Genomic DNA, 16,172 nt, shown 5'->3' on the forward strand with positions numbered 1-16,172 from the left:
CCCTTTTTGTTTTTAAGGATTAGGTTGGGGTTCCGGTTGAGGCTGAGGTTCCGGAGTGGGTTCGGTCTTTTTTAAAGCGTCTGTTTCGCAGCCGCCATAGAGGCTGTCATCAATCACGCCTTCAAAAGGATAGACGAAATCAGACATGCCATCAGAGCCTTCTTTGGTGGTGTCAATCACAAGTCGGTGGCTGATGCCTTCGCTGGTGATTGTAATAATGCCACCTTTATCAAAAGTCACTTTGCCGGGGACCTCCAGGGTTCCCTGATCCGGGGACTCGACTTTGACTTTATTTGTATCAGAATTATAGGACACAGAAATAAAAGGTTCAGTGAAGGTGCAGTAGATACTTTCTGCTGAAGCCACATGAGACAGGGTCAAGACGGCCGCGAACGGGACCAAAAACTTCATGGAATACCTCCTTGTAGGTCCATCAAGAGTAGGTGGCTTCGGAGGTGGAGCTCAACGATCCCCGGGGCTTTGAGGTAAAATACAAGGGCGACCCTCGTGGTTCCAAGGTCCTGATTTGCCCTGTCTCGAAAAACACGATAATCCTATTAAACTCGGGAAATAGGTTAATTAAGTACTTGAAATATCTAAGTTTTATTAAAACTACCAGACCCCCTGAGGGCCTCTGAGGATGCCAATAAAATCAGCGATTTATGCTCGACACAGGGTGGTCAGTATGTTACATCCTTACAGCTTAAGACCCATAGGTTAAATTATTTAGAAGGAATCAGGTCATGAAACAAAACCTACACCCAAAAGTAAATACTGTTGTATTTAAAGATATCTCTTGCGACTTCAGTTTCTTGGGAACATCTACTCTTCACTCTAACGAAACTGTTAAATGGGAAGACGGTAAAGAATATCCACTAATCAAAGTTGAGATCTCTTCTGCATCTCACCCGTTCTTCACTGGTAAGCAACGTGTGATGGATACTGAAGGTCGTATCGATCGTTTCAAAAAACGTTACGGCAAGAAGTAAATTTCAGACCTCCGTTCGGGGGACGTTCTTGTATGAAATGCGGTTCAAAGTTCGAGCCGCATTTTCGTTTTCAGCCACAGTCATTTTCCATCTCAGCATGAGCAGGAGCTCTTCATGTTCTCGAAGTTAGACGCAGTTGAATCTCGTTACGAAGAAGTCAATATGGCTCTTCAAAGACCGGATATTGCCTCTAATCAGACGCAGTACCGGGCGTTGATGAAGGAGCTGGGCAATCTGGAAAAGATTGTTCTGGTTTATCGCGACTATAAAAAGAAGACTGAAAATCTGAAAGCCAGCAAAGAACTTCTGACTGCAGAACAAGACTCAGAAATGCGTGAGCTGATCCGCGAGGAAGTGAAAGAGCTGGAAGCCGAGCTTCCAGAGCTTGAGCACCAGTTGAAGGTGGCATTGATCCCGAAAGATCCAAACGATGACAAGAATACGATTCTTGAAATTCGTGCGGGTGCCGGCGGGGACGAAGCAGCCCTTTTTGCTGATGAACTATTCCGTGGCTATGTTCATTATGCCGCTTCCCAGGGCTGGAAGGTGGAAATGATTTCTTTCTCTGAAGGTAACGCCGGAGGAGCCAAAGAGATTATTGCCAGCGTCACCGGGGATTCTGTCTTCAGCAAGCTGAAGTACGAATCCGGCGTTCACCGCGTTCAACGTGTTCCAAAAACGGAAGCTGCGGGCCGTATCCACACGTCCACTGTGACTGTGGCGGTGATCCCAGAGGTGGAAGTTTCTGAAATCAAGATCCCGATGTCTGATGTTCGCATTGAAACCATGCGTTCCCAAGGCTCCGGCGGTCAGTCGGTAAATAGAACGGAATCCGCAGTTCGTGTTGTGCATTTGCCGACCGGGATCGACGTAAAATGTCAGGAAGGAAAATCACAGTCCACCAACCGTGAGCGTGCTTTCCAGATCCTTTACGCGAAATTGCAGCAGATCGAAGACGAAAAAGCCCGCAAAGAAGCATCCGACGTTCGTTTGGAGCAAATCGGGACCGGGGATCGTTCAGAGCGCATTCGCACTTACAATTTCCCGCAGACTCGCATCACGGATCATCGTATTGGTTTGACGATCCACCAGTTGGATCAGGTTATGAGCGGTTCATTTGAGTTGCTGATTGATCCACTCATTGCTAACTTCCAGGCAGAGGCACTTAAAAAACAAGTCTCTGCTTAATGAATGAAACTAAAAGAAATACTCGATAAAACCACAGCTTTCTTCAAAGACAAAAAAATCGATACTCCACGTTTGGATGCGGAACTGCTTTTGGCCCACGGGCTGAAGCTGGAACGCATTCAATTGTATCTGCGTTTTGATCAGCCCATGAAAGAAGAAGAGCTGGCCGTCTTGCGTGAATTGGTTCGCCGTCGTGCGGCCGGAGAGCCTGTGGCTTATATTTTGGGCTATCGTGATTTCTTCGGCCACCGTTTTGAAGTGAATTCAAACGTCCTGATTCCGCGCCCGGAAACAGAGCATATTGTGGAAGATGTTCTGGCGTGGGCGCAAGATAAAGATCAACCCTGGGGTTTTGTCGACCTTGGCTGTGGCTCGGGTTGCATTGGGTTGAGTCTTTTAAAGGAATATCCGCTGGCAAAACTTGTCGCCGTGGATCTTTCTGCCGGAGCCGTGGAAACAGCACAAAGAAACGCTGAAGCCCTGGGTGTGGCAGACCGGGTTCAGTTCCTGAACTGTGATGCCAGCAATGTGGATAGAATTATGTCGGCTTACAGGGACTTCACTGGCAAAGACCAGATTGACGTTTTGGTTTCCAACCCGCCTTACATTGCTCCCAATGACCCCCAAGTTGAAGAAAACGTAAAGAAATATGAACCCAATTCCGCGCTTTATGCGGAAGAAGATGGTTTGGCACTATTAAAGGCATGGTCGGCAGCTTTTGCCCCCTACCTGAAGAAACCCGGATTGATGCTGATGGAAATGGGAATGGGCCAGGGGGCGGCGATGAAGCAGTCCTTTGAAAGCTTAAAAATATTTAACGAAATCAGTGTCATCAAAGATCTTTCTGGGCATGATAGAGTCATCCGCGGAGAAACACATGGATAAAATGGTCGTTACGGGCAATGGCCCACTAAAAGGTACTGTCGCGACGAGTGGTGCGAAGAACGCTGCTCTTCCAATTCTATTTTCAACTCTTCTGGCAGAAGGCACACACGTTTTCACAAACATGCCGAAGCTAAAGGATATCGAATCCACTTCTGAGTTACTGAACAGCCTGGGTTGTGAGACAAAATGGGTGGGCGACGAATTTCACGTAACCGTGAACAAACCCTCTTCCTTTGAAGCATCTTATGATCTAGTTCGCAAAATGCGCGCAAGTTTCCTGTGTATGGGCCCCATGTTGGCCAAATATGGTGAGGCGGTTGTTTCCCAGCCGGGTGGATGTGCCATCGGAAGTCGTCCCATTGATTTGCACTTGGATGGTTTCAAAGCGTTGGGTGCCACTATCACGCAAAAAGAAGGTTACGTTCATGCAGGATCTCCGAAGCTTCAAGGTTCGACATTCCTGTTTGAAACAGTGACTGTCGGCGGAACCGAAAACGTGATGATGGCGGCGACTTTGGCAAAGGGCGTGACCATTCTTGAAAATGCTGCGAAAGAGCCAGAGATTGTGGATCTTGCTGAGTACCTGAACAAAATGGGCGCAAAGATCACAGGCCATGGAACCAGCGTGATTCGCATCGAAGGTGTTGAGCAACTAAAGCCCGCAAAACACGCCATCATGCCTGATCGTATTGAAGCAGGAACCCTGTTGATTGCAGGCGCGATCACGAAAGGTCAAGTGACTGTGACCAAGTGTGTGCCGGCTCATTTGGAAGCTTTGATTTTGAAAATGCGTGAAGCAGGTTTCAAAATCGAAACAACGGCTGATTCCATGACAGTATTCCCATGTGAAAAATGGGAAGCTGTGGATGTGACGACAGCTCCTCACCCGCTGTTCCCGACAGATCTTCAGGCGCAGTTCATGGCTTTGATGACTGTGGCTCACGGAACCAGTGTGATCACTGAAACGGTCTTTGAAAATCGCTTCATGCACGTGACGGAGCTTTCTCGTTTGGGTGCAGATATCACTCCGAAAACCCGCGTAGCTGTTGTGCGTGGCAGACCGGGTCAATTGACGGGAGCACCGGTGATGGCCACCGACTTGCGTGCCAGTGCCTCGTTGGTTCTTGCGGGCCTTGTGGCTTCGGGAGAGACTGTTGTCAGCCGCATCTATCACCTGGATCGCGGATACGAAAAGCTGGAAGACAAGCTGTCTTCTCTGGGTGCGAAGATCAAAAGAATTGAATAATAAAAAAGCCCTGAGAAGTGATCTGTACCCCAAATTTCGGACAGGAAAATAAAAGACCCTGTCCCATTTTTGGGGTATTTTCGTATAAAAAGGAAGCAGATCATGGGCTCACTGTCCGAAAGAGATCGCCGAGATCTTGAGAAGAATCCGAATGTTCTAAAGGTAACGCAGTCCAATGTTGCCTATACCCCCGAATTTAAGGTTAGGGCCTTAAGGCTTCGGGAAGAGGGACAAACTCCTAGTCAAATTTTTAAAGATGCTGGTATTAACCTATCCTTATTTGGTGTGGATTATGCCAAGAAGTGCCTTCAGCGTTGGGAAAAGATGTCTACCCAAGAAGGTGGATTAAAGAAAGACCGCCGAGGTTCTAAGTCTACAGGTCGACCCAAGGGAAAAAAGCTTAAATCAGCAGAAGATGAAATCGCTTATCTTCGCGCGGAGAACGACTTCCTAAAAAAGCTCCGCGCCTTGGAGGCAAAATACGCAAACAAGAAAAGTTCGCGTTGATTAGCAAGGCGGTCAATCATCGGCCTGATCTATGTCTCAGCAGGCTGTGCGCTCAGGCTCAAGTCAGTACCAGTGGCTATTACTACTGGTTTGCCCAAAGAGCATCTCCCCAGGTCATCACAACAGACGCGGAATGGGTGCAAATCATTTTTGCGTATAGAAGGGGTAAAGCCGGCGCTAGGACAATAAAGATGCTTTTGCAACGCCACTTCTGGATCAACATGAACCTGAAGAAAATTAGACGGTTAATGAAGAAGTACGGCCTTCAGGCGACTATCCGACGTAAGAATAAGTACAAGCAAGGCTGGGCATCAGGTGAGGAACACCGGGTAAGTCCGAACATCCTAAGCAGGCAATTTAATGTTGAAAAGAAAGACACAGTTTATTCAACAGACATTACCTACTTAGACTATGGCAAAGGAAACAGGGCTTATCTGTCAGCCGTAAAAGACTTGGCAGTGAAAGATATCGTCCACTATACGGTTTCTCCTGGAGCTGGACTACACGTTGCGATTCGAGGCCTGGAAGACCTATTCAGCCGAAAGCCAGAGAGTTTGATCATGCATTCGGACCAAGGGTGTCACTATACATCCAAGACGTATCGAGATCTTTTGTCTAAGTGGGGTGTCACCCAGTCCATGTCCAGAAAAGGCAACTGCCTGGACAATGCGCCTATAGAAAGTTTTTTTGGTCATTTAAAAGATGAAGTGGATCTTCAAAGTTGCCATACGTTTGAGGAATTGGTAGCAGAGATAGACCGTTATATTAACTACTACAATAACGAACGTCCCCAATGGGGCTTAAAAGGAAAAACCCCGGCAGAATGCCGAGGTTTCACTTAGAGGACCCTTTTATTTATCTGTCCACTTTTTGGGGTACAGATCAAAATCAGGGCTTTTGTTTTTTCAGCGACAGTAACTCTAGGCTCCTTGAATCAATCAAGGAGATCCGAAGTTTTCTAGTGGTATTTTAAAAAAGAAAAAGGCCTACAAGGAGGGGGATCCGTAGGCCTTTTTAAGAGAAAAAAGAACAGTCTCAGCCCGCGGAGGGGATGGGGCTGAGACTTAATGACATGAAACTACAAAGTAGCTTCGCTGATACCAAACACAAAGAAGACGACCGTTTTGTTCCCAAAACCGAAACCAGGGAGGGGGTCCACAGTTTCAAGTTCGAAGTTGGGAGCAAGTTGATGCTCAAGTTCAATACCGCTCATCATAACTTTAGAACCAATATAAGGTGTTAGGTCGAACTGTGACTTCAATACGAAGAAAGTCTGCTGATCAGCCATTGCCAAAACAAGGGTGCCGTCAGCCAAAGCCACAACTTCGCCAGTGTGAGTTTTGAAGTTATAATTTTGAAGGTCGGAAACACCGGCCTCTTCACCTAATGCATTGTTTGGAAGTACACCCGCGCGAGCCACTGCGGAAATCGCGAGAACTACCAAGATGTAAACTGCTATCAATGCGTTTCGGATCACTATTAAACTCCCCAAATCACGATCTAACGATGTCTTATACAGCAAAGGCTGTGCCAATATGAGACAGCCGCCAAAGTGCCTTAAATTCGATTTGAGATCCGATTAAAGAGGTCGCCAATCTCAATTCGGAACCAGGGGTAATTCCATTATGGGTTTTAGGTTCTATTCTGGAACCAGTTCCTTGACTAAAGCACAGACCTTTAGACGGTCCTTTCGGGGACATAGTTCTTTGTTAAAAACCACAATATAATCAAGTGTCTATGTCACGCATACAGGTAACTTGGGTTGTTAAAACTAGGAAGGGTCAGGTCAAGGGACCTTACTCGACGGAAGCCATTCTTCGCATGATTGGTGAGGGTGTGTTTTCCGGTCAGGAGATGATCTCGCGCTTGCCTGATGGTCAGTGGACGTTAATTTCCAAGGAACCAGCCTTCTATGACAAACTTCTGGAGGCATTGGAAGGCATCGTTGATGTCGATCCCAAAAAAGCCCAGAAGATGGAAGCGGAAACGGTCATCATTCAGGCTCCGAAGCCTGCAAAACCGAAAACAGAAACCAGCACAGAACACAGTATCAATCCCTCACCGAATCCAAAGCCGCTTTTGCAGCAAATTGATGTGTTGGACACCCCGGCTTACGTTCCTCCGGCAGCAAAGATTGCCTCTGTGCCCTCCGGTGGGGACAAAGAATCCGTTATTGAGCTTTCCAATGTGAAGAACATGGAAAAAGGAGAGCTGCAAAAATCTCTCAAGATCCCCGCTCTGATTCTGGCTGTGGCTATTGTGCTGGGCGTGTGGTTGTTGTGGGATACGGGGCCGGCGGATGGTTCGAAGATTCACCTGTTAGCTCCTGGAAAAGCAGGTTCGGCTTTGTCGGATCAGGCTGTGAAAGAAAAATTGAACGAAGCCCTTTTTGCAATGGAGCAGGACACGTTTGAATCTTACCTATCGGCTCAGAATAAACTGGTGAGCATTATCGAAGGTGCGCCGATGAACATCGAGGTGCGTGCTTTGTTGTGCGTGGTGTATTATGAGCTGTGGCCTTTTGCGGTTCAGGACGCACAGGATGTCCGTACGATAGCGTCGGTGACTCAGGCCACGCGGGCCTTGAATGTAATCAGTCCGTTCGGACAAGTCTGTGAAGCTGTGAAGCTGATGACGGCGGGACGTTACAAGGAAGCCAAAGGAGCCATTGAAGCCACTTTGGAAAGTTCAGAGCCGTTCTCGCTGTTGCCGGTTTTGTACAGCTTTAAAGCTGAGCTTCTGGCGGGTGAAAAAGACTATATGAATGCCGTCCCCTATTTTGAAAAGGCCACTCAGCTTTGGGAAAAATGGCTGGATCCCCAGGTGGCACTGGCGGAAGTCCTTTACCAGCAAGGTGACTTTACATCAGCGGCGACCATCCTTCGCAATGTGCTGGCAAAAAACCCCAAACACAAGGAAGCCAAAGTGGCTGCAGGTTTGGTGGAGTATAAAGGCTTTAAAAAATCCGATACGGCCTACGCTCTTCTGAACGCGGCATTGGAATCGAAAGGTCGCATTCCGTCGTTGATCGAAGCCGAAGGTTATGGTGTCTTGGCAGAAATCTTCGTTCTGCGCGGAGAGAAAAAGAAAGCCCTGGATATTGCCCAGAAGGCCTTTGCGTTAAATCCCAATAACGGCGAACTTCGCCAATTGGTGATTCGTCTGGGTGGTAGTGACAAGATCAAAGGTGAAAAAGGCCGAAACAATGAACTGCTGTATTTGGGGGATCAGTACGTGCGCCAAGGGGACTTCCTGGCGGCGCAGGCTGAATTCAAAGCGGCCTTTGAAGCGGACCCGAAAAACGGAACCGCCGCAATGAAGGCAGCCAAAGCCCTGTGGCAACTGAATCAAAGTTTTGAGGCCATCGAGTGGCTGAACAAATCCATCAAGGCGGAACCAAAGTTGGTATCAGCCTATGTCTTGCAGGCCGATTACATGTCCCAACGTTTTGACTTTGTCGGGGCTTTGCAGATTCTGACCAATGCCATGCGGATTGCGCCGAACAACTATGAAGTTCTGAGGGGATTAGCGCAGCTGGAGTTCCGTAAAAACAATATGGTGGGGACCATCAACTATGCCCTGCGTGCAGCGAAAGCCTATGATGGGGATATTGAGACTTTCATTCTTTTATCCAAAGCCAACGGATTGCTGGCACGGTCGATAGTTCCTATTAATAAAAAAGAAATTGAGCGCAAGGAAAACGCCGCCAAAGATGCCATTCGTTATGCGACCAAGGCAGTGGAAATTGATGCCACCAACCCTGAAGCACAAATCACCTATGCCAAGATGCTGGCGCAGACCAATGGGGTGGATTCGGGAATCACCTATCTGAACGAGCTGATCAAACGATTCTCCTACACTATGGACTACCGAATCGCTCTAGCAGAAGTTTACAAGTCAGAAGACCGTTACAGCCAGGCGAAAGAGATTTATGAGCGCGCCACCGAAGCCGATCCTCGCAGCAAAAAAGCGTGGCTGGGGTTGGGTGAAAGTGAAAAGGCCCTGGGCTTAAATGACCGGGCTTTGAAGGCCTTCTTAAGTGCGGCGGTTTTGGACCCTACCGATGGGGAAGCTTTGTTCCAGGCCGGGAAATTGTATCTGGAAACCAGTCGTTTCGAGGAAGCCATCCAGCAATTCAAACGTGTTCAAAGGTTGAATCCAAACTATCCGCGAACGCATTACTATATTGGTAAGGCGGCTTTTTCATCGGGGGATTTTGCAACGGCCTTGGAGGCGGCGAAGGCTGAAAAGAAATTAAATCCCAATGTGGCAGATTCTTACATTCTGGCGGCCGAAGTATTTACAGCACGTCGTCAGTATGCGGAATGTGCGGCAGAGTATTCCACGGCCATGAAGCTTCGTCCTCAAGGGGCGGACATCTATGTCAAGTCAGCCCAGTGTTATCGTCAGTCCGGCTCCCTGGATGTGGCAGAGGACATGCTTGCCCTGGCCTCCGCCCGGGAAAGTGGTTATGCCGAAATCTATCGTGAACAGGGTGCCATCTATGAGATGAAGGGTGATACTCGCTCTGCGGCGCAAGCTTATAATAAATATTTGGGACTCTCGCCAAACGCATTAGATCGTGCTGAAATAGAAGCGAAAATGATGAGACTTGGCAACTAAGGACGGACAACGGAGGAATCTAAGCCATGGGAATCGGCGATAAAATGCGGGGGCTGGCAAGCAGCGCTCAAGAGGGTGTTAAGTCATCCACAATCTCACTGTTTCATATTTTACTGCGCTTGGTGACCGGGCTTGTTCTGGGTTTGACCTTGGCGCTGATCGGACAAGAGCTGATGGGCTATGGCACATTCGCCTTGTTGTTCGTAATGGTTGTGGTTGTTGCTGCGCTGATGAAGATTCTGGCGAACTGGAGCATCGGTCAGATTTTAATTTTTGACCTGATCTGCGTCCTTGTCGTGATGTTGCTAAGAATGTATATACTTGTTGCCCCTTAATGGCCGGCTGGTGAAAAGTGCCCGATCGACTGCGTTGTCGGGCATTGTCCTCGCTCCGACGTGCATAGAGCACGCCTCCGCTGCGGGAAAGCCCTCCGCCTTGCGCTCGAACACTTTTGACCAACCTTTAAAGTGGTAGAGCGATTTGATTTTTGAGATCTGTTTTTGGAAAAGGAAATTGAGATGATTGATATTAAACTTCTGGAAAAGAAAGCTGAGAACGGGACCTCTTACTATGATGAGTACAAGCAAGGGCTTGTGAATCGTGGGGCTTCCACAGAAGTGCTTGAGCAGATCATGGAGCTCAATAAAAAGCGCAAAGAGCTTATCACTCTGGCCGAGACGGCCAAGGCCAACCAAAACAAACTCAGCGGTGAGATCGGCAAGATCAAACGCGAAGGTGGCGATGCTTCTGCAATTTTGGCAGAAGTGGATGTGTTGAAAACTCAGGTGAAAGACCTTGAAGCCAAGGCTGCAGAAGCCGATCAACAGGTGACAAACCTGGCATTGGTGATCCCGAACAAGCCGCATTCTTCTGTGCCGGTGGGTTCTTCTGAAAAAGACAATAAAGAGATCAAAGTTGTTGGCACTCCGACCAAGTTCTCTTTCAAAGCCAAAGAACACTGGGAACTGGGGGAAGCGCTGAACATCATTGATTTTGAGCGTGCTGGTAAAACCACGGGCACTCGTTTTGCCTTCCTGAAAGGGGCGGCGGCGCAAATGGAGCGCGCGTTGATCCAGTTCATGATGGATAAACACTCCATGAAACATGGTTACACCGAAATGATTCCCCCGTTCATGGTGAACAGCAACAGCTTGTTGGGCACTGGGAACTTCCCAAAATTCAAAGAGGACGTTTTCCATCTGGAAGGTTCTGACCTGTATCTGATTCCAACGGCGGAAGTACCGGTGACGAACTACTACAATAACGAAATCCTGGATGAAAAAGATCTGCCTCAAAGCTTCTGTGCTTATTCTCCGTGCTTCCGTTCTGAAGCGGGGTCTGCGGGTCGCGACACCAAAGGTCTGATTCGTCAGCACCAGTTCGACAAGGTTGAATTGATGGTGTTTGCTCATCCGGACAAATCCCACGAAGTTCATGAGGCTTTGACATCCCACGCAGAGCAGATCTTAATTGATTTGGAGCTGCCGTTCCGCCGTGTGCTTCTGTGCACCGGGGACATGGGCTTTGGATCCGCGAAAACTTATGATCTGGAAGTTTGGTTGCCGGGCCAGAATGCGTATCGTGAGATCAGCTCTTGCTCTAACTTCGAGGACTTCCAGGCTCGTCGTGCGAACATTCGCTTCCGCAGTGCCGGTGGCAAACCTCAGTTCGTTCACACGCTGAACGGCTCTGCCCTGGCGGTGGGAAGAACTTTGGTGGCGATCCTAGAAAACTACCAGCGCGAAGACGGTTCCGTGGGCATTCCAAAGGCCTTGCAGCCTTATATGGGCGGCCGTACCGAAATCAGAAAGTAGGTCTTTCCTTCCAAGCAGCATGAGGCCCCGACCTTGTGCTGCGTCATGGAAACAACTGCTTGAATACTCTCGTCAAAACCCATAAAACGGTCGACGGAGAGTTGGTAGAGCGGTTGAATACACCAGTCTTGAAAACTGGCAGCCCTTCGCGGGGCTCGAGGGTTCGAATCCCTCACTCTCCGCCATCATAAACCGCCCACAAGGCGGTTTTTGTGTTTCTGGAGCATTCCTCTTTTCCTTCGGGGGTCCCTATGATGGAACTTGTCGATATCATCCTTCATCTTGATAAACATATTGCCGAATGGATCGTGTTCTTCGGACCGTGGCTGTATGTGATTTTGTTCCTGATCATCTTTGCTGAAACGGGCCTTGTCGTGACGCCATTCCTTCCGGGGGATTCCCTGCTATTTGCGCTGGGTGCCTTCACTGTTGTGGAAGGTGGTTTGAATCTGTGGGTGATCCTGATCAGTCTGACCATTGCCGGCATCTTGGGGGATACGGTCAACTATCACATCGGAAAGTATCTGGGGCCGAAGGTCTTTGAATCCAATTCACGCTTCTTCAAAAAAGAATACTTGGATCAAACTCACGCGTTCTATGAGCGCTGGGGAGCTTTCACGATTGTGGCGGCCCGTTTTGCTCCGATTGTTCGTACTTTTGCACCGTTCGTGGCGGGTATCGGTGAAATGCAATATCGCAAGTTCATCGTTTACAACGTCGGTGGCGCGATTGCTTGGGTGTGGAGCTTTGTTCTGGCCGGTCACTTCTTCGGGAATCTTCCGGTGGTGAAGCAGAACTTCCACATTGTGATCTTCGGCGTGATTGGGGTGTCTTTGATCCCAATGGTTTGGCCGTGGATTTCCAGTAAGCTTAAAAAGAAAAAAGCCTAAGCACTGAGCTTCGTCAGAAGCTCTTTCAGATGCGGATTGGTTTCATAGAAAATGGGATCTGAGCTCTTATAGTGCTCGCCCAATGATTTCACCACAAAGCGACCACTGGCTTGGAAGAGTGGATTCTTGGAATCCAGATACTCTTTCAGCTTTTCGGTCAGCTCTTTATCTAAATCTCTTTTACCACTGACTAATAGAGCATCGGCCGACACGCGGTTGTTTTTGGAATAAACAAAACGGCGCAGGAAGGCGATGTCTTTGGCTAGATCCCCTAACACGATAATCGCATTGGCCTGCACGCGGGGATCTTTGTGTTCAAGGCAGACACCCAGTTGTTCCAGCAGATTTTCTTTCACCAGGTAAGCAGGAACAAAGTTCGAAGCTAAAGAAATCACGGCCGAAAGAGCCTTGTCGTTGGCTTTTTGTTCTTGGTTGAGTTTCAAAATGTCAGAAAGGAACCGCGTAAAGCCATCAGCCTGCGCCTCTGTGCTCATTTTCAGTTTAAATGTCTTTAGAATATTGAAGGCTGTGAAGAAGGTGCTGTCCTTCCCTGCCTCAAGTTCTTGGGTCAGGAACTTATAAGCATAACAAAGATCTTCATCGCTGCGGAAGTAGGTCAGCAAGGTGATATCGGCAGCAAGAGCCTTCTCGATGTTGGTGAACTCTTTGGCGCGATACAAAGTCGACGGCTTCGAAAAGCCTTTGAGCAGAGTTTCTTTGGTGTCGGCAATCGTACAAAGTTCCTTCAGAGACTCGGAGGCCTCTGCATAGAAGGTGGCAGAGCTGGAAGCTTTGTCGTCCACCTGACTGAGAAGTCGAGCGGATTCGATCAAAGGCAATCCACTGAGGGCAAAGCCTGAGTCTTGATTTACGAAGCGAATCTTACCCAAGACAAAGCTGCCTTTGACCTTAAAGCAGTGATCGGCGCCCGCAGGTAAAGAGTCTTCAATATCTTGAGCGGCCTTAAAGACACTGCGCAGGCAGGCCAGAGCCATGGCCTGGGAGTTCTGGGGGCCTTCTTTGATGTGAAAGACGATTTCATCGCCGACGTACTGATAGATCAAACCGTTATAGCGTTCAATCAGCTCGCGCGCCTGGATAAAATAAGCGTTCATGATGTCGGTGACGTATTCGTCTTTCTTTTCCAAAAAAATCTGCGTATAGCCGTTAAGATCTACGCGGATCATCGTGCTTTGGAATGCATAAGGAGCTTTTTGCCCCGACTTCATCTCATGCAGAATCGCGGGTGTTAGAGAGTCGGAATAGTATCTGTTTTCATGCTCTAGATACTGCTTTGTGCTTTCATAGCTTTGTGTGGCCTTAAGAAGGGTCTGGCCTTCTTTGGAGAGGGACTTTATGCTTGCAAGCTGTGAGCGATCGCGTGTGGAAAGGATTTTGGTTAGACTTAAAATATCTTTGAGGAAGATATAGACAATAAGACCAGCCAGAAGGGTCACGATAAGAATATCCTGAATAATTTGACCTTTCATGTTTAGAGCTGTTTGCAACATGATGTTCTTCTTGTCTTGTAGGACGCCCACAGTAAAGCGATAGTCCATCAACTTGACAGTCCGGAAAGCCAGTTGATCATTTTGCAAGACCTGATTGAAAACCTTATAGTCCGCATTGATACCGGCAAGATTGTTGAAGTTGTTGTACCATTCCAAGACTTCGCGATCTTTTTGTAAAATATAGAAATCCAGCATGTGAATCTTCCGGGCGGCTTCCAGGCGGTCCTTAAGAAGACTGCGGTTCTCGGAAAGCACTGCTGGAATAAAGCTTTCCTGAACAAATTGCATCTGCTGTTGTCGTTTTAGAATTTCATTTTCAGTGGCGCTTTTTACGTCAAAAAAGAACTGAGTGGAGCTGGCAATGACATATCCCAGCCAGAACACTGCGACGATTGAAATGACGACAGATCTGCGACCATTATTTTTGGCGAACAAATTTATCTCCTTGGTCAAGGAAGATGACTTCGCCTTTGGGCGCACCTACGGTATTACCGTAGAGGTCAAGCACTGTGATTTTTTGAGTTTCCAGTTGTTTTCTAAAGTCCGGCTTTTGCAACTTCTCTTTTGTCGCCTGATAGCTGCTGTTTGAAATGTATGTGACAACCTCTTCCCGGGTAACAGTGGAAGAGGCTTGCTGCGAGGGTGCTAAGCCGTTTGGATTCCTATTTGCAGATCGTGTCTTTGCCGCAATGGAAGGCTTTACGGCCGCGGGAGATCTCGAGGGAGAGCCTCCCGACCCTCCGCCCATAGCCGGCGCTGTGGCGTTAAAGCTGGCCCCGGTGTCGCCTGAAGATCTGGCTGCTGATGCAGAGGCACCTCTTGCCACCTCACTTTGTTCAAACGGTGTGTTGCTTTGCCCTGCTGCTGCCTGGCTAGATCGATTGGCACTAACTGCGCGAGAGGATGAAGGCGCCGGAGAGGAGCTGGGGGCCTGGTTGCCGTCAAGGGTGATCTGTTCGACAATTCTCTCGTTGGAACTCACTTTGTCTCGAGACAGAGCGGCGAACGGATTGGACTTTGCTTTATTGCTATCGGAGCTTTTTGCAGTGGCCGAGCTTTTGGAGGAAACCTCCGAATTTGTGATGTTGGATTCTGCAGAGGCCATTTTGTCGGTGGCTCCCGCTCGTGTGTTCATCGCACCAACTAAGTTATTTGCCATGCGCAGAACGCCGCTACTTTCTGAAGCTGATTGAACCAACGCTTGCTGAGACCCAGCTTCTGTTGCTGGAGGCGGACTTGTAATCGATTTCGACAATGTTGGTGAATCTGGGATTCCAGACTGAGCCAAGGTCATTTCCTTGGGAATGTTTGCAGAAGCCTGAGAGGCCGCAATCTGATTCCCATTAGCGGCTGGAGTGGAACTCGAAGACGGACTATTTGCCGCTGGCGGAGAAGATGGCTTCGCTACCTCGACACCGGATTTCCCACCTGAATCAGAAGCTGGAGCTCTGGTTTCTAATGCAGCTTTAGTGTCGGCTGACGCTTTACCGCTTTGATCTTTGGTAGCCTGGCTTGCAGCATCGTCTGTATTTCCCCTGACGGACTTCAGGCCCATATCGAACTTATTTTCTGAAATCTGCTTACATACAGAGACAACAGCTTCCACCTGCTCTTCGGACTCCAGGCCCGAGCGATGCAACAGTTCGTGCTCTAGATCTTCAGTGCTGGGTACGGAATTTTTTTCTTTGTAGATCTGAGCATTAAGATGAATCTTTCGCTTCTCTGAAGTTGCCAAAGGACCTTTTTGGCCCTCAGCTGGCTCACAGGTAATCAGCGGAGCGTGGTCATCTGCTTGATGAGCAAGTTGCATGGCCTGAAGCTGAAAGCGGGCTGCGATTAAGTCAGCGGGAATGCCAGACTTGAATTTCTTGTCGTAGGCTTCTTTGAATTTGGGCTTATGAAGGCATCCTGCGATAGTTTTTGTTTTTATATTTGTCTCAGAGTTAATAGAACTTGCTAGTGCTGCATTTAGGCTGTTCTGCAGGCGAGCTAGTTCGCGTGGATTGAGCGCACTACTACAGTCTTTGGCGACCAACTTCTCTGCAATCATTTGCCTTAGTGAAGCAAGTTCAATTTTTCGACTAAAGGAAGCTAATTTACCTTTGATTTCGTCGATCTGGCATTTTGCATCCGTGGCCGAAAGATTCATCAACATGGGAGTACGCTGTGACAACTTTTCTATTATAAATTTTGAATTTTTCCATCTGTAAGAGGCAAGACTGACTATGCTGTCCCCGACATTCTTGATTTCCAACTTACTTGGTTGTCCTGCGTTGAATTGCACAGTTACTTGAAGGGGGCCTTTGCGCAGATACCAATAGTCAATCTGGCCATCCCAATCACTATCAATACGTATGTCTTCGTACTCTTTATAAGAGATAACAAAACGACCGATTTTATCATTTTCAGGATTATAAATAATCTTGTGTGGATCCAATAGTGTACGTTGTGGTGCTTGCGCCCACAAGTTTGGAATCAGATAGAGAAGGGTGATTAGGATCTTCACTTCAGTTTATTCG

At 48.2% G+C, this 16,172-nt stretch carries 14 protein-coding genes and 1 tRNA gene; 11 read left to right on the plus strand and 4 right to left on the minus strand.

The window, feature by feature from the left end; genetic code table 11:
* Nucleotides 1–12: 12 nt before the first annotated feature.
* Nucleotides 13–411: a hypothetical protein gene (locus ACZ5ZV_RS00300; protein WP_464119226.1), complete on the minus strand. Its 399-nt coding sequence runs from the start codon at nt 409–411 to the stop codon at nt 13–15.
* A gap of 332 nt (nt 412–743) precedes the next feature.
* Between ACZ5ZV_RS00300 and ACZ5ZV_RS00305 the strand changes: the two genes are divergently transcribed.
* From ACZ5ZV_RS00305 to ACZ5ZV_RS00330, 6 genes are all read left to right on the plus strand, one after another.
* The gene (locus ACZ5ZV_RS00305; RefSeq protein WP_063205867.1) at nt 744–989 is read left to right on the plus strand and encodes a type B 50S ribosomal protein L31; all 246 of its coding nucleotides are present in this window, start codon (nt 744–746) and stop codon (nt 987–989) included.
* A 114-nt stretch (nt 990–1,103) separates the two neighbouring features.
* Entirely contained in the window at nt 1,104–2,177 is a 1,074-nt protein-coding gene (prfA, locus tag ACZ5ZV_RS00310; protein ID WP_464119227.1) for a peptide chain release factor 1, read from the plus strand.
* 3 nt (nt 2,178–2,180) lie between these two features.
* A complete protein-coding gene (prmC, locus tag ACZ5ZV_RS00315) occupies nt 2,181–3,062 on the plus strand; it encodes a peptide chain release factor N(5)-glutamine methyltransferase (protein ID WP_464119229.1) in 882 nt (293 codons plus the stop codon).
* Nucleotides 3,055–4,308: a UDP-N-acetylglucosamine 1-carboxyvinyltransferase gene (gene murA, locus ACZ5ZV_RS00320; protein WP_464119230.1), complete on the plus strand. Its 1,254-nt coding sequence runs from the start codon at nt 3,055–3,057 to the stop codon at nt 4,306–4,308. The genes prmC and murA overlap by 8 nt, the downstream gene beginning before the upstream one ends.
* A gap of 102 nt (nt 4,309–4,410) precedes the next feature.
* Complete coding sequence (locus ACZ5ZV_RS00325) at nt 4,411–4,815, plus strand: transposase (RefSeq protein ID WP_464117089.1); 405 nt, start codon at nt 4,411–4,413, stop codon at nt 4,813–4,815.
* On the plus strand, nt 4,812–5,657 hold the full coding sequence (locus ACZ5ZV_RS00330) for an IS3 family transposase (RefSeq protein ID WP_464117088.1): 846 nt from the start codon (nt 4,812–4,814) through the stop codon (nt 5,655–5,657). The genes ACZ5ZV_RS00325 and ACZ5ZV_RS00330 overlap by 4 nt, the downstream gene beginning before the upstream one ends.
* A 236-nt stretch (nt 5,658–5,893) precedes the next feature.
* Here ACZ5ZV_RS00330 and ACZ5ZV_RS00335 read toward each other — a convergent pair whose 3' ends face one another.
* Nucleotides 5,894–6,292 (minus strand): hypothetical protein, encoded by a 399-nt coding sequence (locus tag ACZ5ZV_RS00335; RefSeq protein WP_464119232.1) that lies wholly within the window; start codon nt 6,290–6,292, stop codon nt 5,894–5,896.
* 260 nt (nt 6,293–6,552) lie between these two features.
* Between ACZ5ZV_RS00335 and ACZ5ZV_RS00340 the strand changes: the two genes are divergently transcribed.
* The 5 genes from ACZ5ZV_RS00340 (at nt 6,553) to ACZ5ZV_RS00360 (ending at nt 12,142) form a co-directional block, all read left to right on the plus strand.
* The gene (locus ACZ5ZV_RS00340) at nt 6,553–9,438 is read left to right on the plus strand and encodes a tetratricopeptide repeat protein (RefSeq protein WP_464119233.1); all 2,886 of its coding nucleotides are present in this window, start codon (nt 6,553–6,555) and stop codon (nt 9,436–9,438) included.
* Between the two features lie 26 nt (nt 9,439–9,464).
* Nucleotides 9,465–9,773, plus strand: a complete 309-nt coding sequence (locus ACZ5ZV_RS00345) for a hypothetical protein (RefSeq protein WP_347359458.1) — start codon at nt 9,465–9,467, stop codon at nt 9,771–9,773.
* A 183-nt stretch (nt 9,774–9,956) separates the two neighbouring features.
* Entirely contained in the window at nt 9,957–11,252 is a 1,296-nt protein-coding gene (gene serS / locus ACZ5ZV_RS00350; protein ID WP_464119234.1) for a serine--tRNA ligase, read from the plus strand.
* Nucleotides 11,253–11,347: 95 nt separating this feature from the next.
* Nucleotides 11,348–11,437 (plus strand) — tRNA-Ser (locus tag ACZ5ZV_RS00355).
* Nucleotides 11,438–11,506: 69 nt separating this feature from the next.
* Complete coding sequence (locus ACZ5ZV_RS00360) at nt 11,507–12,142, plus strand: DedA family protein (RefSeq protein ID WP_464121439.1); 636 nt, start codon at nt 11,507–11,509, stop codon at nt 12,140–12,142.
* Here ACZ5ZV_RS00360 and ACZ5ZV_RS00365 read toward each other — a convergent pair.
* Nucleotides 12,139–14,088, minus strand: coding sequence for an adenylate cyclase (locus ACZ5ZV_RS00365; protein WP_464119235.1), 1,950 nt, complete (start codon nt 14,086–14,088; stop codon nt 12,139–12,141). The genes ACZ5ZV_RS00360 and ACZ5ZV_RS00365 overlap by 4 nt on opposite strands.
* Nucleotides 14,072–16,120 carry a hypothetical protein gene (locus ACZ5ZV_RS00370; RefSeq protein WP_464119237.1) on the minus strand — a complete coding sequence of 683 codons (2,049 nt, stop codon included), beginning with the start codon at nt 16,118–16,120 and terminating at the stop codon, nt 14,072–14,074. The genes ACZ5ZV_RS00365 and ACZ5ZV_RS00370 overlap by 17 nt, the downstream gene beginning before the upstream one ends.
* Nucleotides 16,121–16,172: the final 52 nt, after the last annotated feature.

It is taken from the genome of Bdellovibrio sp. HAGR004 (assembly GCF_055397015.1).

What these genes read in the sequence shown, in the direction of transcription:
- ACZ5ZV_RS00300 (WP_464119226.1), bottom strand. Translation starts at nt 411, where the DNA reads ATGAAGTTTTTGGTCCCGTTCGCGGCCGTCTTGACCCTGTCTCATGTG.
- ACZ5ZV_RS00305 (WP_063205867.1), top strand. Translation starts at nt 744, where the DNA reads ATGAAACAAAACCTACACCCAAAAGTAAATACTGTTGTATTTAAAGAT.
- prfA (WP_464119227.1), top strand. Translation starts at nt 1,104, where the DNA reads ATGTTCTCGAAGTTAGACGCAGTTGAATCTCGTTACGAAGAAGTCAAT.
- prmC (WP_464119229.1), top strand. Translation starts at nt 2,181, where the DNA reads ATGAAACTAAAAGAAATACTCGATAAAACCACAGCTTTCTTCAAAGAC.
- murA (WP_464119230.1), top strand. Translation starts at nt 3,055, where the DNA reads ATGGATAAAATGGTCGTTACGGGCAATGGCCCACTAAAAGGTACTGTC.
- ACZ5ZV_RS00325 (WP_464117089.1), top strand. Translation starts at nt 4,411, where the DNA reads ATGGGCTCACTGTCCGAAAGAGATCGCCGAGATCTTGAGAAGAATCCG.
- ACZ5ZV_RS00340 (WP_464119233.1), top strand. Translation starts at nt 6,553, where the DNA reads ATGTCACGCATACAGGTAACTTGGGTTGTTAAAACTAGGAAGGGTCAG.
- ACZ5ZV_RS00345 (WP_347359458.1), top strand. Translation starts at nt 9,465, where the DNA reads ATGGGAATCGGCGATAAAATGCGGGGGCTGGCAAGCAGCGCTCAAGAG.
- serS (WP_464119234.1), top strand. Translation starts at nt 9,957, where the DNA reads ATGATTGATATTAAACTTCTGGAAAAGAAAGCTGAGAACGGGACCTCT.
- ACZ5ZV_RS00360 (WP_464121439.1), top strand. Translation starts at nt 11,507, where the DNA reads ATGGAACTTGTCGATATCATCCTTCATCTTGATAAACATATTGCCGAA.